The sequence below is a fragment of the Acinetobacter rudis genome (genome assembly GCF_031157835.1).
In the GTDB taxonomy this organism is placed as follows: domain Bacteria; phylum Pseudomonadota; class Gammaproteobacteria; order Pseudomonadales; family Moraxellaceae; genus Acinetobacter; species Acinetobacter rudis_A.
Map to the genome: position 1 here is coordinate 94,316 of NZ_JAVIDR010000002.1, position 24,890 is coordinate 119,205.

General features: G+C 37.6%; 27 protein-coding genes and 1 tRNA gene. 11 read left to right on the forward strand and 17 right to left on the reverse strand.

The annotated features are described in order from the left end of the window. The first annotated feature begins 154 nt into the window (after positions 1 to 154). Both RFH42_RS02365 and RFH42_RS02370 read left to right on the forward strand, forming a co-directional pair. Positions 155 to 1,033, forward strand: a complete 879-nt coding sequence (locus RFH42_RS02365; RefSeq protein WP_308973939.1) for an ATP-binding protein — start codon at positions 155 to 157, stop codon at positions 1,031 to 1,033. Between the two features lie 102 nt (positions 1,034 to 1,135). Next, the gene (locus RFH42_RS02370; protein ID WP_308973940.1) at positions 1,136 to 2,263 is read left to right on the forward strand and encodes a DUF6670 family protein; all 1,128 of its coding nucleotides are present in this window, start codon (positions 1,136 to 1,138) and stop codon (positions 2,261 to 2,263) included. A 71-nt stretch (positions 2,264 to 2,334) separates the two neighbouring features. Here the strand turns inward: RFH42_RS02370 and RFH42_RS02375 are convergent, their stop codons facing one another. The 4 genes from RFH42_RS02375 to RFH42_RS02390 form a co-directional block, all read right to left on the reverse strand. Next, the gene (locus RFH42_RS02375) at positions 2,335 to 3,114 is read right to left on the reverse strand and encodes a M48 family metallopeptidase (RefSeq protein ID WP_308973941.1); all 780 of its coding nucleotides are present in this window, start codon (positions 3,112 to 3,114) and stop codon (positions 2,335 to 2,337) included. A gap of 117 nt (positions 3,115 to 3,231) precedes the next feature. Then, positions 3,232 to 3,549, reverse strand: coding sequence for a hypothetical protein (locus tag RFH42_RS02380; RefSeq protein WP_308973942.1), 318 nt, complete (start codon positions 3,547 to 3,549; stop codon positions 3,232 to 3,234). A gap of 192 nt (positions 3,550 to 3,741) precedes the next feature. Continuing rightward, a complete protein-coding gene (locus RFH42_RS02385) occupies positions 3,742 to 5,061 on the reverse strand; it encodes an adenylosuccinate synthase (RefSeq protein ID WP_308973943.1) in 1,320 nt (439 codons plus the stop codon). Between the two features lie 62 nt (positions 5,062 to 5,123). Beyond that, positions 5,124 to 6,290: an ATP phosphoribosyltransferase regulatory subunit gene (locus tag RFH42_RS02390; RefSeq protein ID WP_308973944.1), complete on the reverse strand. Its 1,167-nt coding sequence runs from the start codon at positions 6,288 to 6,290 to the stop codon at positions 5,124 to 5,126. Between the two features lie 161 nt (positions 6,291 to 6,451). Between RFH42_RS02390 and RFH42_RS02395 the strand changes: the two genes are divergently transcribed. Then, positions 6,452 to 7,240, forward strand: coding sequence for a class I SAM-dependent methyltransferase (locus RFH42_RS02395; protein ID WP_308973946.1), 789 nt, complete (start codon positions 6,452 to 6,454; stop codon positions 7,238 to 7,240). Between the two features lie 7 nt (positions 7,241 to 7,247). Here the strand turns inward: RFH42_RS02395 and RFH42_RS02400 are convergent, their stop codons facing one another. Continuing rightward, the gene (locus RFH42_RS02400) at positions 7,248 to 7,808 is read right to left on the reverse strand and encodes an isochorismatase family protein (RefSeq protein WP_308973947.1); all 561 of its coding nucleotides are present in this window, start codon (positions 7,806 to 7,808) and stop codon (positions 7,248 to 7,250) included. A 123-nt stretch (positions 7,809 to 7,931) separates the two neighbouring features. Between RFH42_RS02400 and RFH42_RS02405 the strand changes: the two genes are divergently transcribed. Next, the gene (locus RFH42_RS02405; RefSeq protein WP_308973948.1) at positions 7,932 to 8,345 is read left to right on the forward strand and encodes an Lrp/AsnC family transcriptional regulator; all 414 of its coding nucleotides are present in this window, start codon (positions 7,932 to 7,934) and stop codon (positions 8,343 to 8,345) included. A gap of 138 nt (positions 8,346 to 8,483) precedes the next feature. Here RFH42_RS02405 and RFH42_RS02410 read toward each other — a convergent pair whose 3' ends face one another. Next, positions 8,484 to 9,071, reverse strand: coding sequence for a hypothetical protein (locus RFH42_RS02410; RefSeq protein WP_308973949.1), 588 nt, complete (start codon positions 9,069 to 9,071; stop codon positions 8,484 to 8,486). Then, the gene (locus RFH42_RS02415; RefSeq protein ID WP_308973950.1) at positions 9,072 to 10,127 is read right to left on the reverse strand and encodes a type I glyceraldehyde-3-phosphate dehydrogenase; all 1,056 of its coding nucleotides are present in this window, start codon (positions 10,125 to 10,127) and stop codon (positions 9,072 to 9,074) included. Positions 10,128 to 10,471: 344 nt separating this feature from the next. Here RFH42_RS02415 and alaS point away from each other — a divergent pair, with 344 nt between their 5' ends. The 3 genes from alaS to csrA all read left to right on the forward strand — a co-directional run bounded on the left by alaS (position 10,472) and on the right by csrA (position 15,004). Beyond that, positions 10,472 to 13,165: an alanine--tRNA ligase gene (gene alaS / locus RFH42_RS02420; RefSeq protein ID WP_308973951.1), complete on the forward strand. Its 2,694-nt coding sequence runs from the start codon at positions 10,472 to 10,474 to the stop codon at positions 13,163 to 13,165. A gap of 63 nt (positions 13,166 to 13,228) precedes the next feature. After that, positions 13,229 to 14,509 carry an aspartate kinase gene (locus RFH42_RS02425; protein WP_308973952.1) on the forward strand — a complete coding sequence of 427 codons (1,281 nt, stop codon included), beginning with the start codon at positions 13,229 to 13,231 and terminating at the stop codon, positions 14,507 to 14,509. Between the two features lie 240 nt (positions 14,510 to 14,749). Then, positions 14,750 to 15,004: a carbon storage regulator CsrA gene (gene csrA / locus RFH42_RS02430; RefSeq protein WP_004989721.1), complete on the forward strand. Its 255-nt coding sequence runs from the start codon at positions 14,750 to 14,752 to the stop codon at positions 15,002 to 15,004. A 73-nt stretch (positions 15,005 to 15,077) separates the two neighbouring features. Here the strand turns inward: csrA and rnhB are convergent, their stop codons facing one another. Beyond that, the gene (rnhB, locus tag RFH42_RS02435; protein ID WP_308973954.1) at positions 15,078 to 15,662 is read right to left on the reverse strand and encodes a ribonuclease HII; all 585 of its coding nucleotides are present in this window, start codon (positions 15,660 to 15,662) and stop codon (positions 15,078 to 15,080) included. 197 nt (positions 15,663 to 15,859) lie between these two features. On the opposite strand from rnhB, the gene RFH42_RS02440 reads away from it, so the two are divergent. After that, on the forward strand, positions 15,860 to 16,414 hold the full coding sequence (locus RFH42_RS02440; RefSeq protein ID WP_308973956.1) for a cytochrome b: 555 nt from the start codon (positions 15,860 to 15,862) through the stop codon (positions 16,412 to 16,414). Between the two features lie 142 nt (positions 16,415 to 16,556). Here RFH42_RS02440 and RFH42_RS02445 read toward each other — a convergent pair whose 3' ends face one another. From RFH42_RS02445 to RFH42_RS02460, 4 genes are all read right to left on the reverse strand, one after another. Continuing rightward, positions 16,557 to 17,555, reverse strand: coding sequence for an adenosine deaminase (locus tag RFH42_RS02445; protein WP_308973958.1), 999 nt, complete (start codon positions 17,553 to 17,555; stop codon positions 16,557 to 16,559). Between the two features lie 92 nt (positions 17,556 to 17,647). After that, positions 17,648 to 18,967: an NCS2 family permease gene (locus tag RFH42_RS02450; RefSeq protein ID WP_308973959.1), complete on the reverse strand. Its 1,320-nt coding sequence runs from the start codon at positions 18,965 to 18,967 to the stop codon at positions 17,648 to 17,650. Between the two features lie 455 nt (positions 18,968 to 19,422). Beyond that, the gene (locus RFH42_RS02455; RefSeq protein WP_308973960.1) at positions 19,423 to 19,959 is read right to left on the reverse strand and encodes a hypothetical protein; all 537 of its coding nucleotides are present in this window, start codon (positions 19,957 to 19,959) and stop codon (positions 19,423 to 19,425) included. Positions 19,960 to 20,106: 147 nt separating this feature from the next. Beyond that, positions 20,107 to 20,331 carry an HD domain-containing protein gene (locus tag RFH42_RS02460; protein WP_308973961.1) on the reverse strand — a complete coding sequence of 75 codons (225 nt, stop codon included), beginning with the start codon at positions 20,329 to 20,331 and terminating at the stop codon, positions 20,107 to 20,109. Between the two features lie 168 nt (positions 20,332 to 20,499). On the opposite strand from RFH42_RS02460, the gene RFH42_RS02465 reads away from it, so the two are divergent. Further along, positions 20,500 to 20,576, forward strand: a tRNA-Val gene (locus tag RFH42_RS02465). A 350-nt stretch (positions 20,577 to 20,926) separates the two neighbouring features. Next, positions 20,927 to 21,418 (forward strand): hypothetical protein, encoded by a 492-nt coding sequence (locus RFH42_RS02470; protein ID WP_308973962.1) that lies wholly within the window; start codon positions 20,927 to 20,929, stop codon positions 21,416 to 21,418. A gap of 103 nt (positions 21,419 to 21,521) precedes the next feature. Here RFH42_RS02470 and RFH42_RS02475 read toward each other — a convergent pair whose 3' ends face one another. From RFH42_RS02475 to RFH42_RS02495, 5 genes are all read right to left on the reverse strand, one after another. Then, a complete protein-coding gene (locus RFH42_RS02475; protein WP_308973963.1) occupies positions 21,522 to 21,671 on the reverse strand; it encodes a hypothetical protein in 150 nt (49 codons plus the stop codon). 474 nt (positions 21,672 to 22,145) lie between these two features. Then, positions 22,146 to 22,274, reverse strand: coding sequence for a hypothetical protein (locus RFH42_RS02480; RefSeq protein ID WP_308973964.1), 129 nt, complete (start codon positions 22,272 to 22,274; stop codon positions 22,146 to 22,148). Between the two features lie 134 nt (positions 22,275 to 22,408). Beyond that, positions 22,409 to 22,534, reverse strand: coding sequence for a hypothetical protein (locus RFH42_RS02485; RefSeq protein ID WP_308973965.1), 126 nt, complete (start codon positions 22,532 to 22,534; stop codon positions 22,409 to 22,411). 286 nt (positions 22,535 to 22,820) lie between these two features. Then, a complete protein-coding gene (locus RFH42_RS02490) occupies positions 22,821 to 23,438 on the reverse strand; it encodes an FMN-dependent NADH-azoreductase (RefSeq protein ID WP_308973966.1) in 618 nt (205 codons plus the stop codon). A 43-nt stretch (positions 23,439 to 23,481) separates the two neighbouring features. Further along, positions 23,482 to 24,174: an SDR family NAD(P)-dependent oxidoreductase gene (locus RFH42_RS02495; RefSeq protein ID WP_308973967.1), complete on the reverse strand. Its 693-nt coding sequence runs from the start codon at positions 24,172 to 24,174 to the stop codon at positions 23,482 to 23,484. A gap of 125 nt (positions 24,175 to 24,299) precedes the next feature. On the opposite strand from RFH42_RS02495, the gene RFH42_RS02500 reads away from it, so the two are divergent. Continuing rightward, positions 24,300 to 24,887: a TetR family transcriptional regulator gene (locus RFH42_RS02500; protein WP_308973969.1), complete on the forward strand. Its 588-nt coding sequence runs from the start codon at positions 24,300 to 24,302 to the stop codon at positions 24,885 to 24,887. The last annotated feature ends 3 nt before the right edge of the window (positions 24,888 to 24,890 follow it).

Sequence of the window (24,890 nt, forward strand, 5' to 3'; positions counted from 1 at the left end):
TTTCGATTTATCAACTTAATCAACACCTGTTTACCCTAGCGATAATATAAGGATATTGCCTTGGCTGAAAGTATTATTTTTCCGCATCTGCTAGACTGCACATCACTTTCAAGGTTTGTTACTATACAAAGATTTCATATCACTGAAGAATTTTATGGCACACATTGAATTACCTGACGATTTATTAAAATCGTTATCCACTGTTTTAGCGCAGCTTCAACAGACACTTCCCCCTCCTATACAAGATCCGGACTTTTCGGCACCTGCCTTTTATTGGCAAGAAAAGCAACTCAAACCCATTTTGCAACCTAAGAAATTCCAATTAGAAGATCTTATGGGAATTGACCGTCAAAAAAAAATTATTCTGCAAAACACAGAACAATTTTTGGCTGGTCTACCTGCCAACGATATTTTACTCACTGGCTCTCGCGGTACAGGAAAATCTTCTGTGGTACGTGCCCTATTAAGTCACTACCATGACCAAGGACTACGACTTATTGAGATTGAACGTGATGATCTATCTGATCTCCCATTAATCCAAAAGCTCATTAAAGATCGCCCAGAAAAATTTATTGTTTATTGTGATGACTTGGCATTTAATGCTGAGGACGAAAACTATCGTAGTCTAAAAAGTGTATTAGATGGCTCATTACAATCTGGCGCCAATAATTTCATCATTTATGCGACAAGTAACCGCCGCCATCTTTTGCCCGAATTCATGTCTGAAAATATACCAGTTACTCAAGTTGGTGTTCCTCAATACAAGGAATTGCACCCACAAGAAGCAATTGAAGAAAAAATTTCTTTATCCGATCGTTTTGGTATCTGGCTTTCTTTTTACCCAATGGATCAACAGTTATACCTACAAATCATAGAACACTACCTAACCCGTGCCGGATTAGTCTTTGATGAGCATGTACGTGCTGAAAGCCTCAGATGGTGTCAAGCGCGTGGGCAACGCAGTGGTCGTGCAGCATATCAATTTTCTAAGCATTGGATCGGGTCACAAACATTGCAAAGTAACAATAAATGACAATGTTTGTCCTAAAATGCATTGCTGTTGTCCTCAAAAATATTTGAGTGACAGTGAACTTGTCCATAGACTGAATATCTATGCCAGTGTATGGACAAGAAAATGAAAGTTAACCCACCAATATCAATTTTAAGTAAAGTGATGGGACTGGGCATGCTCTGGGGAAAACCCCTTGTCGACAGCGCAATTGCTCATTCAACTCAACCATTTCAACAACATAACATTATTTTGCCACGCTTAAATGAAAAGTATTATAGCTGGACACAGTACAGCATCTTCTTTCCCGATTTAGATGAACCGTTTCGATATTTAAACATTGTCATATTATTAGGTACTCCTGGTGCTTTAGCCTTTGACAGTGACAATGAGGAGCATCAATCTCCTAGAGAACAGGCTTCGGTTTTTTCTAGTACCGCAAATATTGCACAGCCTTTACTTAAGGCCTATGTTATTCCTGAAGAAACACATATTCAAAATGACGGGCACCTACTACAGTTTGGCAAGGAAATTACCATTAGTGGTGCCCTACCGCATATTGAGGTTTATGGTGAATACGAAGAATTAAAGTTTCACTTTTTTCTGCATATTAGCGACCAAGTATCTTGGTACATTAAAACACCTGTCTACGACCACTTTAGTTTATTAAGTCAGTATCATGGTCGAATTGAGTACCAGAAACAATGTATTGAACAAAAAGGGCTTTGTAGCTATGAATATGCGCGTGCAGTAGGAATACACAGCCTCATTCAAACTCGAATCAGTGATCAGTACAAGATTCCAATCGATTTCTTTACACACCATATTATTAATATTGATGATCAAACGCAGATTGTCTTAATCCAAGCCAATTTGATTAATACACCAGCCATGATTTGCATGTATGTACGTCGACTCCATCAAGATAATGAAGTTTATCAGCATGTCAATTTTAAAGTCATTGCACACCACCTAGACGATTATAGCTCACCCAAAGGTGAAAAAATGCGCTTACCAAAGAACTTCTCTTGGCAAGCATTCGACCAAAACGGCAATGAGTTTTTTGAAATATTTGCAACAGCTGATGCCCCTTTTCACTTTGGACGTGGTCGTGGTTATGTCAATAGTTTTCAATATAACGGTCATTTTAACCAACAACCCATTCTGGGACGTGGCTATATGGAATACATTAATGTCGAAGATCAAAAAAGTTTTATCGATGACCCCAATGAACTAGTTGAAACAGAAGCATAAGTTATTTGCATATCAAATAATAAACCCAGCTCACAAAGCTGGGTTTATTTAAATCTAATTTCAATGCATTCTTATTTTGCTCTTGCATTATATAATTGCTGAGCAGCAGGAAGATTCTTACGCATATCTTCAATACGCTTACTATTTGCAGGGTGAGTAGACAAGAACGATGCACCTTGTGCACCATCAAATTTTGCCATCTTTTCCCACAAAGTTACGGCAGCACGTGGGTCATACCCAGCACGAGCCATTAACATTAAACCACCCACATCAGCTCGGCTTTCTAGGCTACGTGAATATGGCAAACCAACCCCAATCACACTTCCCAACTCTAAAGCTGAACCAATATTACTTCCGGCTCCAGCAGCATAGCTTTGACCAATACCAACTGCAATATTGGTTAAGGCTTGCGCACCAATTTTACTTTTTGAATGCTCTTCTAGCGCATGGATCATTTCATGACCCATGATCGCAGCAATCTCGTTGTCTGTTAAGTTTAACTTTTCCACAATCGCGGTATAAAAGACAACCTTACCACCTGGAGCAACATATGCATTAATAACATCTGACTTTAATACTGCAAGTTTCCAGTCAAAAGCTGTACCTGTTTGATTCATTTGATCTGCATAAGGTTTCATACGCAGGAATATCGCATTGACACGACGGTAAGTACTTGAACTTGTATCTAAAGTACGATTTGCTTGAGCTTTTGCAACAGTTTCATTAAAGGCTTTCGTTGACATTACATTCAGGCTCTGAGTATCAGCTCCTGCCAAATCAGCCATTGTCGTACACCCAGACAAGGTTACTAAACCAGCAAGCAAAGCAGCAATAGCCGATTTATTCCACATAACTCCACTCCAAACAGATCATTACTTATATTTTTCAACATTATAGACAAGTTAATGTGTGATTAAAATCACTACATGATGGAGAAGCTATACAAGATTTGTAAAAGCATCACTCAGCTAGAGCAAATTAGCCACTCGAAGCAACCAATATACAAGACAAATTACATTCAAAATCAAATAAAACCGACTTAAATATAACACTCGATCTTCAACAACCACACTTTGTCGTTTTATCAGTAAAAAGAGATTTTGAATAAAAATTATAGGCAGTAAAATGCATGCCAGCAAAATTGTTAAGCTAATAAAAGCACTAAAAAACAAATTTGGATCAGCGACACGTTGTACACTCAACCACATTGCAATGGTCGGTGCTCCACCCAAAGCAAAAATAAAAGAATGAAAAATTGTTTTAGAGATATTAGGCAGTAATTTCATGTCTAAACCATTTGTAAGCTTATAGCGAGTTTGAGCGATGTATATAAGGAGAGAACACTGGACTTTAGTCTGAAGTTAATCACAATTAAATCAATAATCATTTTAACACGCGCATATAACAAAGCCCTGAATTCACAGGGCTTTGTTATTGTTTCAAACTGAACCACTCGTGCTCAGTCCTAAAACTAAATATTAAGCATCAAACGGATGACGTAGAATGATCGTTTCATCACGATCAGGACCAGTTGAGATAATATCAATCGGACATTCAATCAACTGCTCAAGACGTTTAACATAAGCCAATGCATTTTCAGGTAATTGGTCAACTTGAGTTAAGCCAACAGTAGACTCACTCCAACCTGGCATAGTTTCATAAATTGGTTTTAATGTTTCAAATGCAAGCGCATCAGAAGAACCCACACAACCAGAATCAACAGATTCGTAACCTACACAGATTTTTACTTCTTCTAAACCATCAAGTACATCAAGTTTAGTTAAACAAATACCTGAAAGTGAGTTTACATCAACTGAACGACGAAGTATTTCAGCATCAAACCAACCACAACGACGCTGACGACCAGTAGAAGCACCAAACTCATGCCCTACAGTACCAAGATGCTTACCAATCGCATCACCTACATCGTTTGCAGCATCATAAACCAACTCTGTTGGGAATGGACCAGCACCAACACGCGTAGTATATGCTTTAGTAATACCTAATACATAATCAAGGTGTAATGGACCTAAACCAGAACCAGAACTTACCCCACCTGCAGTTGTATTTGAAGACGTAACATATGGATATGTACCGTGATCAACATCAAGTAAAGAACCTTGTGCGCCTTCAAACATTAAGTTTTCGCCGTTCTTACGTAACGTATGTAATTCACCGATAACATCAATCACTAACGGAGCTAATACTTCACGCCATTGATCACATAATGCCAATACATCTTCCAATTTAACCGCTTCTACGCCGTAGAATTGAGTCAATTGGAAATTATGATACTCAAGTAATTCAACTAGAAGTGTCTTAAGATGTTCACCACCACGTACCAAGTCAGCTACACGCACTGCACGGCGTGCAACTTTATCTTCGTAAGCAGGCCCAATACCACGACCAGTAGTACCGATTTTAGCATTACCACGCTTTTTCTCACGAGCTTGGTCTAGTGCAATATGGTTTGGCAAAATTAATGGACAATTAGGAGAAACGCGTAAACGTTCTTTAACTGGCACGCCTTCTTTCTCAAGAATACTCATTTCGTCAATTAATGCTGCAGGTGAAAGTACAACACCATTACCGATTAAGCACATTACGTTTTCACGTAAAATACCTGACGGAATGAGGTGTAATACAGTCTTCTTACCACCTACGACGAGTGTGTGACCCGCGTTATGACCACCTTGATAGCGAATTACCGCTGCTGCTTGATCGGTGAGCAGGTCGACGATTTTACCTTTACCTTCGTCACCCCATTGGGTACCAAGTACCACAACATTCTTGCCCATAATAGCCTCATTACATCATGCTGTTAAAATTGTAACTTAGTGAGCAAATGCTCACCCCGTAATTAAATGTGTTTAACGGACCATTGTCCATCGATGAGCTCTAATCGATGCGTCGCATACGCTACCGAATCCACATCATCTTGACCTAAAAGCTGTACAACATTGCGGCCTTGTGCACGCAATTGTGCGATTGCTTCTAGTAAATCTTGTTGGTGACCATTGGGTGCAACCACAACTGCAACTGGTTCAAATTGACCTGCACAAAGTGCATAAAGGTCACAACTAAATCCTGTCGCTGGACGAGCTCGACCAAAGTGTTCACCAATCCCGTCATAACGACCACCTTGTGCCAAAGGTGCAGCACGATGCGGTGCATACACAGCATAAGTTAATCCAGTGTGATAGTGATATGAGCGCAACTCTACGACATCTATACCAATATGTAGGTTTGGCCAACGCTTTTGAATTTCAGCACTTGTTGTTGCTAATGCTTTAAATGCTTTTGAGAATTCTACATCTGCCCAAACTTCCGCACTTAAATGCTCAGCCAATGCATTTAAATCACTTGCATAACGGCCCAAAGCATTAAAATCGGCACCACATGGTAAATCTTGGGTATATGCTGCTAACTCAGGCAATGCTTTACGCTGATATAGATCAGATAAATGTTGTTCAGCATCTTTGTCTAATTTGGCATGCTTAACCAGGCTTCTAAATAAGCCAACATGGCCGAGATCTAAATGGATATCCTCAGCAAAGCCTGCATGCTCAAGTAAACCCAGCATTAAATCGACAAGCTCAACATCTGCATCTATACAATTTGAACCAAATAACTCAGCACCAAGCTGTAAAGGTGCTCGGTTCGTATTAAAACCTTGAGGTTTGGTATGTAATACAGTGCCAGCATAACAATAACGTGCAATGCCTTGTATTGGATGCACATGTGCGTCGATGCGGGCAACTTGCGGCGTCATATCCGCACGTACACCAAGCAAACGACCACTAAGCTGATCGATAATCTTAAATGTGGCAAGATCTAAATCTTGATTTGAGTCACTAATAGAAGAAAGTGATTCGATATATTCAATAAATGGAGTATACACCAGCTGATAACCTCGACGAGCGAGGAAATCCAATGCTTTACGACGCAAAGTTTCTATGACTTGCGCCTGCTCTGGTAGTACATCAGCTACACCATCAGGTAATAACCAGGTCTCTGCAATCGGCATGTTGTAAACCTAAATATTTGCCAAAGCGGTCGTTTTCCGCATAAAAAAATCGGGAGCACACCCGATTTCTCTTAGTCTAGCACGATCAACTAAAGCATGCATCAGAGTTTTTATATTATTATCGATTTATCCACATTCAATGAAATACTAGGAAATGAATCGTGCCTTCAATTGACTTAATTACACATAATAATCAGGCATGGGATCAACAAGCCAAACAAAATAGTCCATGGTCTCAACCAGTTAGCTCAGAACTTATCGCATCTGCTCGTAAGGGTGATTGGAGAATTCATCTCACCCCAACACCTCTACCACAAAAATGGTTAGGTAATATTCAAGAGAAACATATTTTATGTTTAGCGTCTGCTGGCGGTCAACAAGCACCAATACTTGCAGCGGCTGGTGCACATGTCACTGTCTTTGATTTATCCGCTGAACAATTAGCTAAAGATGAAATGGTTGCTAAACGTGATGGCTTACATTTAAAACTAGAACAAGGAGATATGCAGGATTTATCACGCTTCGCTAACGCCAGTTTTGACCTGATTATCCATCCTATTTCTAATCAATATGTTCCTGATATTGAAACAGTCTGGAAAGAGTGCCACCGTGTACTTAAGATCAATGGCACACTATTAGCAAGCTTTTTTAATCCTGCCATTTTTATAGCTGATCGAAACCCCTGTTATGCTGAACAAGGGCTGATAAAACCACGTTATAAATTGCCCTATGCAGACCTGTATGATCTACCAGCAGATGAACTCAAACAAAAATTTGAGCAACAGCAAGCTATGATTTTTGGTCATAGTTTACTGAATCAAATTCAGGGGCAATTGCAAACAGGTTTGGTTCTTGTGGATTATTTTGAAGAAATACAACCTACCCCACGTTTTGAAATTGAAAAATATTTACCAAGTTTTATTGCAACACGAAGTCAAAAACTTGTTTAAATCAAACTTATTCTTCAATCCCATCTGCATGAATAATGGCTTGAGTATGACTTACAGCACTCAGCATTTGTAATGTTGCTAACAAAGTATGCTGCACTGTGACCGCATCAACAATATGCTCTTCGAATTGAAGCGATTTTGTTGCGGTTGCATCACTAACCACCACAGTGTCATAACCTAACTCTCGCGCTGCACGTGTTGTTGCATCCACACACATATGTGTCATCATTCCAGTAATCACCAATTTAGTAATATCAAACCGTTCGAGTTGTTGTTGCAATTGGGTTTGGAAAAAACTATTCGGGTAATGTTTCACAATAATAATTGGATCATCATCAAGTTGAAGTTCAGCATGTAACTTCACCCCATGTGTATTTTTCACAAAAAATGGAGCAGCAGCATCTTGATAGATATGTTGTATATAGATAACAGGCTGTTGAATCTGTCTAAAATATTGTTCTAATAATTGAATATTCTTTAAGGCTATTTCGGGATTGTGTAGCGCCATTTTACCATTAGCAAAATAATCATTTTGTACATCAATAACCAATAATGCTGTGTTTGTCATTGTGTTATCCTCTTGAAGTTGAATAACTTTAAACTAACAAGGAAAGTTATAATGATGAATAGTTAGATGAAAGCACTTTTCCAAAAACTCTTTCACACTGAAAAATCATGAAAAAGGAATGCCATGTCTACCTCATTGGACTCAACCGATCTCAAAATTTTAAAACTCTTACAGCAAGACGCAAAAATGAGTCACAAAGAAATTGGCTTGCAGGTACACCGTACTGGCCAAGCGGTGGGTCAACGAATCAATCGCTTACAAGAACTTGGTTGTATACAAAAATACACCATTGAAATTCAGCATCAACACACTCAGTTTGTTCGATTATTAATGCAAAACAATCAATTTCAAAGTTTTGAAAAATTTATCAGTCAACAAGAGAAATTAACGGCTTGTTATAAAACATCAGGTTCAGCTTGCTATATGATCATCACTCATTTTAATGAAATAGAATTTAAAAATTTTATTGAGCTCTTATCACAGTGGGGACATTATTCTGTTGATAGTGTTATTAAAGAAGTTCATCATTCTCCTTAAACACCCCCCTATTTTATACATCTACTTTATTTAAATAAAAAATTTTGATTGTACAGATGTACTTTGGATCTTTTAGGCAATTTGATCTTTCGATTTGCAATTCCATCGCTTTATTAACTCTATAGTTAGATGATTCTATTACCGCCCCACAACATAGTGATTCAATAATGTCATTAGGCCATACAACGTACTAAAAAGCCCGATAAACACGGCGGCAATCATGTATAAACGTTGGCGATAAGAAAGTGCGTCTGTAAGGACAATACTACATTGCGATGTTTTTGCCGTTGATAAGCCAAAGGTCGACTGAATAGCTGTTGTAATTGTTTCTTCAATAGGAGAAATCAAAGCCCGATCAGACTGCATGAGCTGATAATCTCCAGCAGCTAATTCAGCATAAAAAAGCAGTGTTCGGGCACGAGTGAAACCAGTCTTACTCGCACGCCCCCATGAATGCTGTAACTTAGGCTCATAACCTGTAGCAAGCGCCACTATTCGGGGCCGTAACATATTTTTAACTAATCGTTGACCAATTGGCCCCTCATACCAAATCGCAATGGTTTTTGCCTCCAAAAGCGTAAACTGAAGAGATGAACTATCTGCCGTCATTTGTGCAAATATTGGGGCACGAAAAATGCTTATAAACAACTTAACCGCATAGATAAAGGCAGATATTCCAACGCATACAGCAATAAATGCAATGCAATTAATGAATACGCCCATCATTTATTTACTGCTTTTAATTACAACGTTTGAATTAGCACTCATAACCTCACACAAATCTAACAAACGATTTGCATAGCCCCATTCATTGTCATACCAAGCAAATACCTTTGCTTGCTGTCCAACAATCATCGTTTGAGCTAAATCTACAATCAAAGAAAAGGGTGAGTGATTAAAGTCGCTTGAGACTAAAGGCTCATGAGTCACTTGCATAATTTCAGCATAATCATGAATTGCGGCCTCTGTAAGAACCGCATTTAAATGTTCAACACTCATTGGTTGTTGAGCAACAAAACTAAGATCAATCGCAGCAACATTAATGGTGGGTACACGAATTGAATATCCATCAATTCGATTTTCCATTTTTGGCAATACTTGCTTTAAAGCACCCAATGCAGATGATGTGGTTGGTATAATATTCTGCCCTGAAGCACGAGCACGACGTAAGTCACGATGTGCCTGATCCAACACCGTTTGGTCAGCTGTTACAGCATGAATTTCTGTCATTAATGCGGTTTCAATGCCATATACGTCATCAATAATTTTAACTAAAGGCACCAAAGCTTGTGTCGTGCAAGAAACACTCGATATAATTTGATCTGTTGCTTTAAGCTCATGATGATTCACACCATATACAATAGCTGCATCCACACTATCAAAAGGAGCTGCGCCAATCACAACACGACCCGCTCCTGCATGTAGATGTTGACTAGCAGCAGCACGCGATCTAAACAGACCACTACACTCCAAAACAATATCTACACCCAATGCCTGCCAAGGCAATTGATTAGGCTGCTCAATTTGTAAAACTTCAACGCGTGCACTTAATCCAACACTTTCAATGCACAAAAAATTGCGTTCGTCATCTTGTACAATATTTACTGTGCCAGGAAAGCCACCATGAGTACTGTCATAACGAAATAAATGCGCTAAAGTTTCCACATCGGCAATATCATTAATAGCAACAATCTCAAATTGAAAATTCTTAGGGTTTTCAAACCACGCACGCAATACGTTACGTCCAATTCGACCAAATCCATTGATTGCCACACGTTGCATGAGCCTTATCCCGCCTTAACGATTTTCAATTCGCTGCTATGTTATCGGATTTTTCATGCTTACAGACAATTATGTTGGTCATATTCATGCAATAATTCACAAAGATTCTCTATCCTATCTGGCAAAGTTCAGTACTGTCATTCTGATGCAACTGAGAAAAGCTTAGAATTGTCAACGAAACAGCTTAAAATCGTTGGTCACACTGGCTTTTTCCGTTATAATTCGTCGTTTTTAACTTATAAGCCGCGTATAGCTTGTTGTATTACACTTTACTTTCTTTGGAAAAGTACCATTACAAGAAGATATACATTTAGCCAAATTCAAAAATATGGAGTGACTTGGTCGTGAGTACTCGTTCTATGACATCAGCAGAAATCCGTGAAGCCTTTTTGCGCTACTTCGAAACACAAGGACATACGCGTGTCGCATCGAGTTCTTTAGTGCCAGCCAACGATCCAACATTATTATTCACCAATGCTGGAATGAACCAATTTAAGGATTGTTTCTTAGGATTGGAAAAACGTGATTATGTTCGTGCAACATCTTCTCAAAAATGTGTACGTGCTGGCGGTAAGCATAATGACCTTGACAATGTAGGCTATACAGCACGCCATCATACTTTTTTCGAGATGTTAGGTAACTTCTCGTTTGGGGACTACTTCAAACAAGATGCTATTAAATTTGCATGGGACTTCTTAACTTCTGAACAGTGGCTAGGATTACCTCAAGATAAATTATATGTCACGGTTTATCATACCGATGACGAAGCTTTTGATATTTGGAATAAAGACATCGGTCTAGATGCTTCTCGCATTATTCGTATTGGTGATAACAAAGGCGAAAAATACGCTTCAGATAACTTCTGGGCTATGGGTGATACTGGTCCTTGTGGTCCTTGTTCAGAAATATTCTTTGACCATGGTGAACATATTTGGGGTGGCTTACCTGGTTCTCCAGAAGAAGATGGTGACCGCTTTATTGAAATCTGGAATAACGTATTCATGCAGTTTAACCGTACTGCAGATGGCGTATTACACCCACTACCAGCACCTTCAGTAGATACAGGCATGGGGCTGGAGCGTGTTTCAGCAGTATTGCAACATGTTAATTCAAATTATGACATCGATTTATTCCAACATTTGCTTAAAGCAGCTGCAGAAATCATTGGGGTAGATATTGCAGCGTTACAAGCGCAAGCAAATGAAAAAGGTGAAACTTTTGACTACCCTGCCTCACTAAAAGTAGTTGCCGATCATGCTCGTTCTTGCTGCTTCCTCATTGCTGATGGTGTAAATCCTTCAAATGAAGGACGTGGCTATGTTCTACGCCGCATCATTCGCCGTGCAGTTCGTCATGGTAATAAAATGGGTGCCACAGGTACATTCTTCTTCAAAATGCTAAAACCATTGATTGAAGTCATGGGTGCAGCGTACCCTGAGCTTGAACAATTACAAGAACGTATCGAAAGCATCTTGGTTCGTGAAGAAGAACTTTTCGCTAAGACATTAGAGCAGGGTCTAAAACTACTTGAAGGCGAATTGGCTCACCTCAAAGGTAAAGTAATTGCAGGTGAAACTGTATTCAAACTTTATGATACTTACGGTTTCCCAACTGATTTAACCGCTGATATTGCACGTGAACGTGGTTTGGAAATTGATGAAGCTGGCTTTGAAAAAGAAATGGCAGCTCAACGCCAACGTGCACGTGATGCTGGCAAGTTTGCTGTTGACTACAATAGTGTTGTGAAGACAGACAGTGAAACTCAATTTGATGGCTATGACGCAACTCAAGGTCAAGGCCAAATTATTGCCTTATACAAAGATGGTCAAGAAGTTACAGAAGTTCATGAAGGTGATGAGGCTTTGATTGTCCTCAATCAAACACCTTTCTATGCTGAAAGCGGTGGTCAAGTCGGCGATACTGGTCTCTTTAAAAATGAGAGTGGTATATTTGAAGTACAAGACACTAAAAAGTCTGGCTCAGCTTTTGTACACCAAGGTATTGTGACCATGGGCAGTTTAAAAGTCCAACAAACAGTGGATGCAACTGTACAAGCTGATCTACGTGATGCGACTGCTCGTAACCACTCAGCAACACATTTACTGCACGCTGCGCTACGCCAAATATTAGGTAGCCATGTACAACAAAAAGGTTCCTTGGTTGCGAGCGATGTACTCCGCTTTGACTTTGCCAATGATCAACCTGTTGCGTTTGAAACATTACAACAAGTAGAACGCTTAGTGAATGCTGAAATTTTAGCAAATACTGCGGTCAATACTGAATTATTGGCAATTGATGCAGCAAAAGAAAAAGGCGCAATGATGTTGTTCGGTGAAAAATACGGCAACGAAGTTCGCGTACTTTCAATGGGTTCAATGGTTGACGAACAAAACTTCTCAATCGAACTTTGTGGTGGTATTCACGTAAAACGTACTGGTGATATCGGTCTATTTAAAATTACTTCTGAAAGTGGTGTTGCTGCTGGCGTGCGTCGTATTGAAGCCGTAACAGGTAGTAAAGCACTTGAATTAGTACAAAAATCAGATAGCGATATCCAACAGATCAATGGCTTACTTAAAGCTCAAAAAGATCAAACTGTAGAACGTGTTCAAGCTGCTGTAGAGCAAAACTCCCTACTGCAAAAGCAAATTGAACAGCTCAACCAAAAGTTGGCAAACTTACAAGCAAATGAACTTTTAGGCCAAGTTCAAACTATTGCAGGTCGTTCTACACTCATCACGCATGTAGAAGGTATGGATGCAAAAGCATTACGCCACCTACATGATGGTATTAAGTCTAAACTAGACGATGCAGTTATTATTTTGGTTGCAAGCGATACAGACAAAATCAGCATGATCGCTTCTGTGGCTAAAGTATTTACTGCAAACATTAAAGCAGGCGATATCATTAAACATCTTGCAACCGAGCTCGGAGGTAAAGGTGGTGGTAAACCTGATTTGGCACAAGGTGGCGCGCCACTTAACGAGAAATTTGATGCAGTAATGGCCAATCTCCCAGCTTGGCTAACACAGCACTAATTTCACCTTTTGTGTAACTGATCTTGGTGTGGCCACCAAGATCATGGCTTATATGGAACAACTATGGCTTTAATCGTTCAAAAATATGGCGGTACTTCAATGGGAACACCAGAGCGCATTTTAAATGTTGCTCGACGTGTTAAGCGCTGGCACGACCACGGTCATCAGGTGGTTGTGGTAGTTTCAGCAATGAGTGGTGAAACCAACCGCTTATTGGCTCTAGCTAAAGCCATTACCGACACCCCTGACCCACGTGAAATCGATCAAATGGTGTCTACCGGTGAACAAGTGACGATTTCCATGTTGGCGATGGCGCTCAATACGATTGGTGTAGAAGCACAATCTTTAACAGGCCGCCAAGCAGGTATCAAAACGGACAATGCGTTCAATAAAGCTCGCATTGAATCAATTGATAACGAAGTTATGATGCATCACCTCAATGCAGGTCGTGTTATTGTGGTTGCTGGCTTCCAGGGCGTTGATGAAAAAGGCAACACGACAACTTTAGGACGTGGTGGCTCAGACACAACTGGTGTTGCAATTGCTGCTGCTTTAAAAGCAGATGAGTGCCAAATCTATACAGATGTAGATGGTGTTTATACCACTGACCCTCGTGTTGCACCTAAAGCGAAAAAAATTGATCGTATTTCTTTTGAAGAAATGCTTGAAATGGCATCTTTAGGCTCAAAAGTTTTACAAATTCGCGCAGTTGAATTTGCAGGGAAATATCAAGTACCACTACGTGTACTTTCTAGTTTTGATAATGACACAGATGGTGCTTTTGATGAGACGTTTAAAAATAACGTCGGCACACTCATTACTACTGAATCGGAAGACAATATGGAACAGCCAATCATCTCAGGAATTGCATTTAATCGTGACGAAGCCAAACTGACTATTTTAGGTGTTCCAGATGAACCTGGTATTGCAGCTAAAATCTTGGCTCCTATTGGTGCTGCGAATATCGAAGTTGATATGATCATCCAAAATGTAGAAGAAGATGGTACTACTGACTTTACTTTTACGGTAAATCGTGTTGATTTAGCCAAAGCAACGAAAATCCTACAAGAAACAGCAAACAATATTGGAGCACGTGAAGTAGCTACACGTAACGACATTGTGAAGGTGTCAATTGTAGGTGTGGGTATGCGTTCTCATGCAGGTGTTGCAAGTAAAATGTTTACAGCACTAGCAGAAGAAGGTATTAATATCCTTATGATTTCAACTTCAGAGATTAAAATCTCTGTAATTATTGACGAAAATTACTTAGAGTTGGCTGTAAGAACTTTACACACAGCTTTTGGTTTAGATCGCGAACATGGTGAATCAAGCGCTCGCGCTTAAATATTAAACAGATAAGCCCTGTTTATCGCTCTAAATCTCAACAAAAAGTAGAGCCAGCATAGTTTTTTTTATGGTGGCTCTGATATATTAGAACGCGTAGTTTTGAAAAGTTCCAACAGTCATTGAAAAATCGAGTATTTCGTCACAATAAACTGTTAGAATTTCGTCTGATACCGAGGTTGTTCTTTTCATTTTAGAAAAAAACTATCGCAGGTTTAGCGCTTAAGCAAGGAGATAAACATGCTGATTCTGACCCGTCGTGTCGGAGAAACATTAATGATTGGGGATCAAGTCAGTGTAACTGTACTTGGTGTGAAGGGTAACCAAGTTCGTATTGGTGTGAATGCACCAAAAGAAGTTTCTGTACACCGTGAAGAAATCTACCAACGAATTCAACACGAACGTGCAATGCACGAACACCTACAGCACCTTGATCAGGATTATCAACCTTCTTTTGAAGACGATAATTTTTCACAGAACAATTTCAATCGCTAAGAATTTAATGTTCTCCACGATTAAAGCGGCTTTATAGCCGCTTTAAACTTTTTAGTCTGGGGTAATTCAAAACTTACTCATCACCCGCAGCCAAGGCTTTACGTACTGGTGCATAACTTCGACGGTGTTCTGCAATTACACCATGTGCTGCAATAGCCTCAAAATGTGCTTTGGTTGGATATCCCTTATGTTTTGCAAAACCAAATTCTGGATATTGTTGATCAAGCTCAACCATTTGTTGATCACGTGTGACCTTCGCTAAAATACTTGCAGCACTAATCTCTGCATGACTTAAATCTCCACCTACAATCGCCTCACACTCAATGGTGATCCCTTTCGGTATTTGATTCCCATCTACAATGACTTTATTGGGCTGAATGGCTAAACCATCAACTGCACGACGCATTGCTAGAAACGTAGCTTGTAGAATATTGTGCTCATCAATTTCAGTATGCGTTGCTTCAGCAATCGACCAAGCTAATGCTTTTTCCTGAATTTCAACAAATAATTTTTCACGTTTTTTTGCTGTTAATTTTTTAGAATCAGTTAAACCATCGATAGGTCGCAATGGATCTAAAATTACAGCTGCTGCTACAACTGATCCAACCAAAGGTCCACGACCAGCCTCATCGACCCCAGCAATATAAAGCGGTTTCATTTTTAATCCATATCTTGTTTCATCTTAAGCGGAAAATTTTAACATGAAATCAATAATAGCCATCACGATGTAAATAAGTTTTCATGTTCAGCGTTGCAAAAATAATCCTTACCGTTAAGTTTTTATACCTTTTTCTGTATCCTAAGCTTGGTTATCATACCAACCAAGCTATGACTAAACACTTGGACTAAACAATAATGCAAAAAAAATCCCAATACTATACCCGTACGGCACAGTATCTACACTGGGTTATGGCGATTATTTTTATCGCTGCGTGGCTAATCGGTTTTTACAGTGGTAATTTTCTGAGCTACGATGTAGATGGTAGTTTCAAAGGAGAAGTTATCACATTACATAAAAATATTGCTGTACTCATAATATTTTTAGTTGTCATTCGTATTTTCTGGCGTTACACACATCCTGTACCAGACTTACCTGCAACCATGTCGCCTACAATGAAGACCTTTGCGCATATAGGGCACTTTATGTTGTACCTCATGCTCCTAGCCTTGCCTATTAGTGGCGCCTTGTTCAGTTGGAGCGCAGGCCATCCTGTACCGATTATTTATTTAACAGAATTCCCTCGCCTACTACAGGAAAACCCAGCTATTGTCGCTATTGTTCGTCCATTACATATTTATCTGTCATGGTTTGCTGGCTTGTTAGTCGCTGGGCATATTCTCGTTGCGCTCAAACACCACTTTATTGATAAAGACCATGTTTTACGAAGTATGGTTGGAAGTGATAAATAATTTTATCTTGCACACCTCAAATGGTGTGGTATCACCAACCATAATTTAAATGTTAAATTGGAGACATTCTCCAATTTAACTCCCTACTCTCACTTCACATTTATTATGCAAGCTTTGGCGTATTCATCTCATTCTAGAATGATTAAAGCTGCTCAATCTTTGCAATCCAATGTTGTTTATCTTCATCGCTAATAAATGAAGCGTTAAATGAATTGATTGCAAGCTGTTTAATCTCATCATTCGACAAATTTAATGCTTCAGTAATAGCAATAAAATTGTCATTCATATACCCACCAAAATAAGATGGATCATCTGAATTCACCATAACACACAAACCTTGTTGCAATAAGCGTTGAATATTATGTTGTTTCATATCATCCACAACACACAGTTTTAAATTGCTCAAAGGACATACGGTTAGTGGCATGTTCTCACTACGCAAACGATCAAGTAAATCTGGATCTTCTTCAGAACGCACACCATGGTCAATACGATTAACTTTTAATACATCTAAAGCTTGCCATACGTATTGAGCTGGGCCTTCTTCACCGGCATGTGCCACCAATAAATAACCTTGTGCTGATGCTTGTGCAAAGACACGTTCAAACTTTTCAGGAGGATGTCCTAACTCGCTTGAATCTAATCCAACCGCAATAATATCGTCTTTAAAGGCTTCTGCCTGTGCCAAAGTAGCAAATGCTGCTTCTTCACTTAAATGTCTTAAGAAGCACATAATTAAATGTGAACTAATACCAAACTGAGCCTTAGCATCTATACAAGCACGTTTAAAACCATTAAAAAAAGTAGAAAATGCAATACCGCGATCAGTATGAGTCTGAGGATCAAAAAAGATTTCGGTATGTACAACATGATCTTCATGACATTTTTTAAAGTAGGCCCAAGCAAGATCATAAAAATCTTGTTCATGAATGAGAACTGCCGCACCCGCATAATAAATATCAAGAAATGACTGTAAATTATGAAAATTATAAGCCTGCTTTACTTCCTCAATATTCTTATACGGAATCGTGACTTGATTGCGTTGAGCGATTTCAAACATCAACTCAGGTTCAAATGTGCCCTCAATATGGACATGTAACTCAGCCTTAGGTATGGCACGGATAAGCTCAAGTTGCTGCATGCAATAGTCCCCAAATCATATAATCTGAAATAATCGAAAAATAATCAAATGGTGCAGGAATAAACTTAATTTACCCTACACCTAAAATCTGTTTAACCGCCAAATGCAATAAATTTGACAATCCAAAGAATAGCGATAATCCACACCATATAAGGTACGGTAGCCGCCTTACCTGTACACAGCTTAATCGCAGCATAACTAATAAAGCCCATCGCAATACCATCAGCAATCGAATAGGTGAATGGCATAAATACAATGGTTAAAAATGCAGGTGCGGCTTCAGTAACATCATCCCAATCGATATTGGTGATCCCCTGAATCATTAACACCCCAATAAACATTAGTGCTGGTGCAGTTGCAAAACTTGGAACAGATTGAGCAAGTGGAGCTAAAAATAAACAAAGTAAAAAGAATATACCAACAAATACTGCCGTCAGACCTGTACGTCCACCTGCTGCAACACCTGAAGAAGATTCAATATAAGGAGTAGTTGATGATGTTCCTAAAGCTGCACCAGCAACAATTGCGGTTGAATCAGCGAAAAGAGCCTTCTTCAGACGTGGTAATTTACCATCTTGAAGTAAACCTGCACGATGAGAAACACCCACTAAAGTACCTGTTGAATCAAATAGATCAACCAAGAAAAAGACGAATATCACACCAACCATACTGGCTTCAAATAAACCCGCAAAATCCATTTGCATAAAGGTCGGAGCTAAAGATGGCACCTCGCCCACAATGCCTTTAAACTCATTGATTCCCATGAAAGTTGCAATTACAGTTAAGGCTAAGATACTAATAATAATCGCACCACGCACCTTAAAATGGTGTAATACGACAATCATAAAGAAACCAAGAATCACGAGCCAAACGGAAGGCTGAGTTATATCACCCAAACCTACAATTGTTGCTTCTTTATGTACAATAATACCGGCGTTTTTCAGACCTACCAGCGCGAGGAATAATCCAATCCCACCACCAATGGCAAACTTAAGTGACATCGGAATTGCATTAACAATTGCTTCGCGAATTTTAAACATACTGATGCTAATAAAAATTACACCAGAGACAAAAACTGCTGCTAATGCTGTCTGCCAAGGCACACCCATTCCCTGACATACACTAAAAGTAAAATAGGCATTTAATCCCATACCAGGCGCTAATGCAATTGGGTAATTAGCAATCAAACCCATAACAAAACAGCCAATTGCAGCAGCCAAACATGTTGCAACGAATACCGCGCCAAAGTCCATTTGAGTTAATGACAAAATACTTGGGTTGACAATGACGATATAACACATGGTTAAAAATGTGGTAAATCCGGCAAGTAACTCGGTTCTAAAATTGGTATTATTCTCACTGAGTTTAAATAAGCGTTCTAACAAATTCGGTGCAGAATTTGGATGTGCCATGGGCTGAGCTCCTGTGAACGTTGAGCTATAAAATAGAAAATCTAAACAACATCAAATGCGTTGCCATTAAATTGTTTTATATACATAAAACGTAACAGAGCCTTCAATTTTTACACTTAAGATAAAACTAAAAAAAGCTGCATATTGGGCAGCTTTTTCATATATAACCTTAAATCTTGTATTAAAATGCTATGCACGGCTTCGATTTTAAAACGAGGTAATTATAGCATAATACACTACAAAATAAATCTATCCCCATCACCGCCAATCGCAATTACCTTACCTACTCATCCGAAAGAGATGATATTGTTTAGATGATACTCAGCATATAATTTTGCACTCACCTCAACAAGTAAAACAAATGGTTTACTTAGGCTATTTATGCAATAGATAAATCAATACTTCATCTTAAAGACTTTATACTTTATTTCACAGCTTACCTTCAGCAAGTTTCTTTAAACCGCCTTACGTATTATCTTAACTTCCTCAAGGGCAACTTGCATATTTTGCAAAATATATTGGTGAATTTCATCACATTTTGCATAAATTTCATCCACTGTATGTGAACGATCTAATTGCTGATATAACCGTGAAATTCGATGTTCATAATGTGCTGCATTTTGAATTTTCAATGGGTCATATTTAACGTCTAAAATTTGTAGTGTCGACAAAGCATCATTATAGCGATGAATTTTATTTTCGATAGATTTATAACGGAATTTATTTTTAAACCGATCGAGATACAACATAATTGGCCAACGAAAAAATTTATTTTTAGATTGGTATTGCTTAATATGCTCAATTTCAATCTCGATTAAAGCAAGTTCTAAACTAAAATAAGCATTCAATGCCACCTCAAACTCAAAAATTTGGTCTAAAATTAAGGTGTAATTTTGCTGTTTTTTCCAATTTTTCCATGCAACAAAAGCCACGATAAATGCTGCAATCGTACACAGATCCACGATCAGGGTAAATATATCTTCATATGACATAATATATGCACTAACTTATTGGTAAATAAGAGTTTAATTTAAGTGCAAATTTATGCAAGTCGAATTAAGCCTATAGATTTCTCAGTACACGCCATTACTCCCAAAGTGCCAGCAAAGATTCCTTGACTGGAGTATCAAGTGATTGCGTTAATAATAAAAAGTCTCGACGTTCTTGCACATTTTAATCACCTTGAGTAAATCTAAATCTGCCATCTCATCAGCAAAGATCATAGCAAACAGTGCTAATCGCCAAGTATATTCAGCTGTACTTTCTGGGCGACCCTGTGAAGTATGAGAAGTACGTATAATATTTTTAAGATTTTCAATCTGTTTTAGAAATTGCAAATGACCTTGTATGATTTCAATATTCACTTCACTTTCACATTTAGTTTATACCAATGCAATATATTATAGAAAAATTCCCTTATGAGCAGTAGTTAATTTAAACAATACTATTTGCCTAAAGAATCAACGTATAAGCCCTATTTTTTGAAAAGCGCTTGTCATTGCAACAAAAAATCACTATTATGCATCCCACTTAGGCGTGTAGCTCAGTTGGTTAGAGCGCTACGTTGACATCGTAGAGGTCACCAGTTCGAATCTGGTCATGCCTACCAAATTTCGTTGTTAAATCAACATATTAAAGCTCACTTTTAAAGTGGGCTTTTTTATTAGGGATATTTTCGGGGTTTATTCGGGATATTAAGTTACTCCTACATGTTGATAAGTCTTAAATTTGAATTTAATAAATACCTAACAACCACCTCATTCGAGGGCTTTCACAATAGCACTATGCTTCATCTGGCATTCATTGTATTTAGCTACAGCATCAATAGACCATAACAAGATAATACCGCCCTGTCCTGATTCTAATTTCTGTAGATCAGGACAGGGCAGCTTTGGTAACTATATGTTAATTACATAGTTTTTATGCTAAATTTTAAACTTTTAAATTTGAGAAATTAATATGAAGAAATCAATAATAATTTTAAGTTTAGCATTCACATTATCAGCATGTGTTACTCCATATAAAGATCCGAGATCGCCAGATGTACAAAAAAATCAGCTCATCAAGTCTCTTAATGAATTAGTTGGAAACTATAAAGTTGTTGATAGTCGCAATGATGATTACAAAAACTTTTCATCATTTAAGATTTCAAATGAAAATAATCAAATGAATATTGAAATATTAAGTTCAAAAAATGAACTTCTCCAATTAAATGGTAAAGAGTGTATTGGTCGTTACAAGGAGCAAGAGAAAGATGCCTTTGTCATTTGCACTAAACCGTCAGCAAATATTAGTATGTTTACTTTTGAACGTATCCTAACTGGGGAAAAAATAACAGATGGAGCCATAGTTGGTGGGTTTAAAACACTGGAAGTTAAAAAAGGAGATTATTTGTTAAGTTTTTGGACTAGAAATGGCAGACCTCATCATTATGTTTTGAATCGACAATAATCTATTTTAGATTTATAAGATCAAAACAATACAACATGTACAAAACCCAGTCATTAGACTGGGTTTTCATCACTCTGGCCCCCTCAACACCAATTGCGTGTCCTCACCTAAGGGCTTTCACCATAGCACCATGCTTTGCCTGATATTCATTGTATTTAACAACGACATCAAGTGACCATAGAATTAAAGCACTACCTTGTCCTGATTCTAATTTCTGCAAATCAGGGTAAGGAATATTTTTTACTAATTTCATTTACTTTAGCTCTGTATTTCTTAACTTTAAAACAACGTATCTTTGCCAAAAAAGTAGCATTCCTGCAAAAATACATATGTAAGTTTTATTCTCAATAGAAAGAGCAATTCCTGTAAAAATTAAAGCAAATAAAAAAGAGAGGATTAAATTAGTCTTCTGACTTAATGAAGAACCAATTGCCAATTCAAGACTAAGGAGTTTGTTTAATATTTTCATCAAAAATTATAAGTAAGAATAATTATCAATAATACCAAATAATATCTATTTAAGCTTTCCTAAAATTAACATAATACACCTTATGCGAAATCAATTTAACTGTTTATTTAAAATCATATAGTTAATATACACCTAAACGCCCTATTCAAAGTAATAAGGCATTTTTATCCGTTTATATGGTTTCACGTCTACTATTCAATCAATGCTCCATGCTTATTATAAAGGCAATCTAAACTACTCAAGCCACCCATCACTCAATCACCCGACATCAACTGCGTGTCTATCAACTGTTTCTGCCAGCGTTCGATATTCAGCGATGCACTTTTCGAGTATGTCTGAGTTGGTATCGGCGTACTCAATGATGGTCTCACGGGGAGCTGTGGACATATGGCTTTTGGCTGTATTGAACTGGCTATGAACCTAGTATTAATAGCATCAACTGACTTCCTTAATTTTAACATTATAATTTTGCTACGTTTTTAATAGTTACTTAGACTATTCTTTCGCCATCCACAGATTCATTAAAGCGTAATCTCATATTTTACATTACCACAGATTCGTTCAGGTAATGAACATCCACCCAAAACCAATGTATTACCATATTTTAATTCATGAACCATACACCAAATATGTAGAATCAAAATCATGAATTAAATCCAAATATGTCACCTACTCTAATGTGTTATCCGATACGCTTCAGACCATATCTCTCGTATTATTCTCGCTTCAGTCCTAGGTAAATCTACAACGTCACCAACTATTACAGATGTTAGAATTTTAGCTGACGAGTATTCCAGTTAAGCCAATACTCATTCTAAATACTCATTAGTTTTACAATTTTATCTGGTTTGGTTTTGTTCTAATGCCTACTATCTTTATTAGATAATAGGCTTTAACTAAATTATTAACTTATGTAATTATAGCTAATCTAATTCAGATTAATTGATTTACGTGTTGAATCGCTTCTGCCTTCGTTTTTTCATAATCAGCATTTAAAACAGTAGGAGAAACATGGATATTCTCTACATCAGTAACACCAATAAATTTCAACCAATCATTCATATAAGGAGTAGCAAAGTCAGCACCAAAATTAGCTTGAATACCGTCAAAATACACGCCACTAGCAAATACTAAATATGCTTTCTTGCCATTTAACAGACCAGTGTAACCTGTATTTGGATCAAAACCAAAGGCCCAACCAGGTTGAGATACAACATCAATAAATTGTTTTAAAATATATGGAATATTATTATTCCAAAGTGGGATATTAAATACATATACATCCGCATCAGCAAATCGATCAAATACTTTTTTTATCCCTTCCCATGCTTCTTTCTCACGAGAATTTGAATCTTGACCTGTAAATAATGCCATTTTCGCGCCAACAGCAGTTTTATCAAAAGCTGGTAACTCATCTTCAAACAAATTGAATTCATCTAAGATAATATTTTCAGCATATTTTATCTTTAATCTATCAATAATTTTTTTTGCAATTAATAGAGATTGGCTGTTTTCATCTCGTGTAGATGAATTAATATGAAGTACTTTCATGTTACTTTTCCTAGGTAAAAACTTATTGAATCTATGACAATAATTAACTTTCCTTCGAAACAATATCGAAATGAGTGTTTTTATGTTGAAATAATTCCCAAAATTTATTGGCAACAGCTTCTGGCTCTATATTTTCAGGTGAGTTTTGAACACCAGCAGTACCTTGTACAAATCCATTCACTATAATTTGCCCAACAAATATCCCTTGAGGCATTAGTGTATGCACTAAAATATTTGTGGTTTTATATTGAGCCGTAGCAGCAATTGCTAAAGATGCATAATCAATTGCAAAAACATTGGCCTCAGGTCTATCAAGAGCCATCATTCCATTTGTTGATAATACTGATCCTTTATTTATTTCAAGATCCTTAAGGCAAGTTTGAACAACTGCTATATAACTTGATACACGAAGATGCATTGCTTGAGTTAAACGACTAGGATCTAACTCAATTAAATCCCCACGATCATCTTGAAATGCATTCCATAAAATATTTTGAATACTGCCCAATTTATTTCTAATATCATCAATTAGACTGGGTATATTATTTAAATCACTTAAATCGGCATTAAATGCATGTGCCTTAATACCAAACTCTTTAAGCTCACTAACAGCATCCTTTAATCTTCTTTTATCTCTAGCAACTATAGCTAGCTCAAAACCTTCCAGACCAAAACGTATTGCTACAGACCTAGAAATGCCTAAACCATATCCAAATATTACCAAAGATTTCTTCATTTTATTTTCCAACCTTTTAGTTGGTTTTGATTTTATTATACTCTTTCAAAAAAGCAATAGAAATTTCCAACCTATTGGTTGGTTTTTAATTTATGATAATACTAAATCTAAAAAGAGTTAAAAAAATGGCTTGGGACACTGAAGGTACTAAATCAAAAATCTTAGAGGCAGCAATACAAGAATTTGCTAAATATGGTCCTAATGGAACAACTATTGATAAAATCGCTAAATTAGCTAAGGTTAATAAAGAACGTATATATAATTATTATGGTGATAAGCATAAGTTGTTCGAACACATTTTACAAAATGAATTAATCAAAGTTGCAGAATCCCTCCCAATTAAATCATTTGCGACAGAAGATATTATAGAATATGCAGAAAATGCATATGATTATCATCGAGATCATCCAGCATTAAGTCGACTTCTCCTTTGGGAAGGCTTAACTTACGAGAATGAAGTACCCAATGAAGTATTAAGAAAAAAGCACTATAACTACAAGGTTAATGCAATCATTGAGGGTCAAAAAGCAGGAAAAATAACCAATACATTAGATGCAGAATATATTGCTTTTCTTGTACTTTCCTTAGCCAATAGTTGGTTTACACTCCCCCAAATGGCTCGCATGCTCTCACCTATTGATAGGGAATCTGATCATACTGCACGTAAAGCACTTATTGCTGAAGCAGTTAAACGCTTAATACAAGTTGCTTAACTT

Bases quoted from the DNA above. Each gene is read 5' to 3' on its own strand.
- RFH42_RS02370 (WP_308973940.1), top strand. From the start codon at position 1,136: ATGAAAGTTAACCCACCAATATCAATTTTAAGTAAAGTGATGGGACTG.
- RFH42_RS02470 (WP_308973962.1), top strand. From the start codon at position 20,927: ATGAAGAAATCAATAATAATTTTAAGTTTAGCATTCACATTATCAGCA.
- RFH42_RS02450 (WP_308973959.1), bottom strand. From the start codon at position 18,967: ATGGCACATCCAAATTCTGCACCGAATTTGTTAGAACGCTTATTTAAA.
- RFH42_RS02390 (WP_308973944.1), bottom strand. From the start codon at position 6,290: ATGCCGATTGCAGAGACCTGGTTATTACCTGATGGTGTAGCTGATGTA.
- RFH42_RS02495 (WP_308973967.1), bottom strand. From the start codon at position 24,174: ATGAAGAAATCTTTGGTAATATTTGGATATGGTTTAGGCATTTCTAGG.
- RFH42_RS02385 (WP_308973943.1), bottom strand. From the start codon at position 5,061: ATGGGCAAGAATGTTGTGGTACTTGGTACCCAATGGGGTGACGAAGGT.
- RFH42_RS02365 (WP_308973939.1), top strand. From the start codon at position 155: ATGGCACACATTGAATTACCTGACGATTTATTAAAATCGTTATCCACT.
- RFH42_RS02490 (WP_308973966.1), bottom strand. From the start codon at position 23,438: ATGAAAGTACTTCATATTAATTCATCTACACGAGATGAAAACAGCCAA.
- RFH42_RS02455 (WP_308973960.1), bottom strand. From the start codon at position 19,959: ATGTCATATGAAGATATATTTACCCTGATCGTGGATCTGTGTACGATT.
- RFH42_RS02375 (WP_308973941.1), bottom strand. From the start codon at position 3,114: ATGTGGAATAAATCGGCTATTGCTGCTTTGCTTGCTGGTTTAGTAACC.
- RFH42_RS02485 (WP_308973965.1), bottom strand. From the start codon at position 22,534: ATGATTTTGATTCTACATATTTGGTGTATGGTTCATGAATTAAAATAT.
- RFH42_RS02400 (WP_308973947.1), bottom strand. From the start codon at position 7,808: ATGACAAACACAGCATTATTGGTTATTGATGTACAAAATGATTATTTT.
- RFH42_RS02410 (WP_308973949.1), bottom strand. From the start codon at position 9,071: ATGATGGGCGTATTCATTAATTGCATTGCATTTATTGCTGTATGCGTT.
- RFH42_RS02405 (WP_308973948.1), top strand. From the start codon at position 7,932: ATGTCTACCTCATTGGACTCAACCGATCTCAAAATTTTAAAACTCTTA.
- RFH42_RS02475 (WP_308973963.1), bottom strand. From the start codon at position 21,671: ATGAAATTAGTAAAAAATATTCCTTACCCTGATTTGCAGAAATTAGAA.
- RFH42_RS02415 (WP_308973950.1), bottom strand. From the start codon at position 10,127: ATGCAACGTGTGGCAATCAATGGATTTGGTCGAATTGGACGTAACGTA.
- RFH42_RS02445 (WP_308973958.1), bottom strand. From the start codon at position 17,555: ATGCAGCAACTTGAGCTTATCCGTGCCATACCTAAGGCTGAGTTACAT.
- rnhB (WP_308973954.1), bottom strand. From the start codon at position 15,662: ATGAAACCGCTTTATATTGCTGGGGTCGATGAGGCTGGTCGTGGACCT.
- RFH42_RS02380 (WP_308973942.1), bottom strand. From the start codon at position 3,549: ATGAAATTACTGCCTAATATCTCTAAAACAATTTTTCATTCTTTTATT.
- RFH42_RS02500 (WP_308973969.1), top strand. From the start codon at position 24,300: ATGGCTTGGGACACTGAAGGTACTAAATCAAAAATCTTAGAGGCAGCA.
- RFH42_RS02425 (WP_308973952.1), top strand. From the start codon at position 13,229: ATGGCTTTAATCGTTCAAAAATATGGCGGTACTTCAATGGGAACACCA.
- RFH42_RS02480 (WP_308973964.1), bottom strand. From the start codon at position 22,274: ATGTCCACAGCTCCCCGTGAGACCATCATTGAGTACGCCGATACCAAC.
- RFH42_RS02440 (WP_308973956.1), top strand. From the start codon at position 15,860: ATGCAAAAAAAATCCCAATACTATACCCGTACGGCACAGTATCTACAC.
- csrA (WP_004989721.1), top strand. From the start codon at position 14,750: ATGCTGATTCTGACCCGTCGTGTCGGAGAAACATTAATGATTGGGGAT.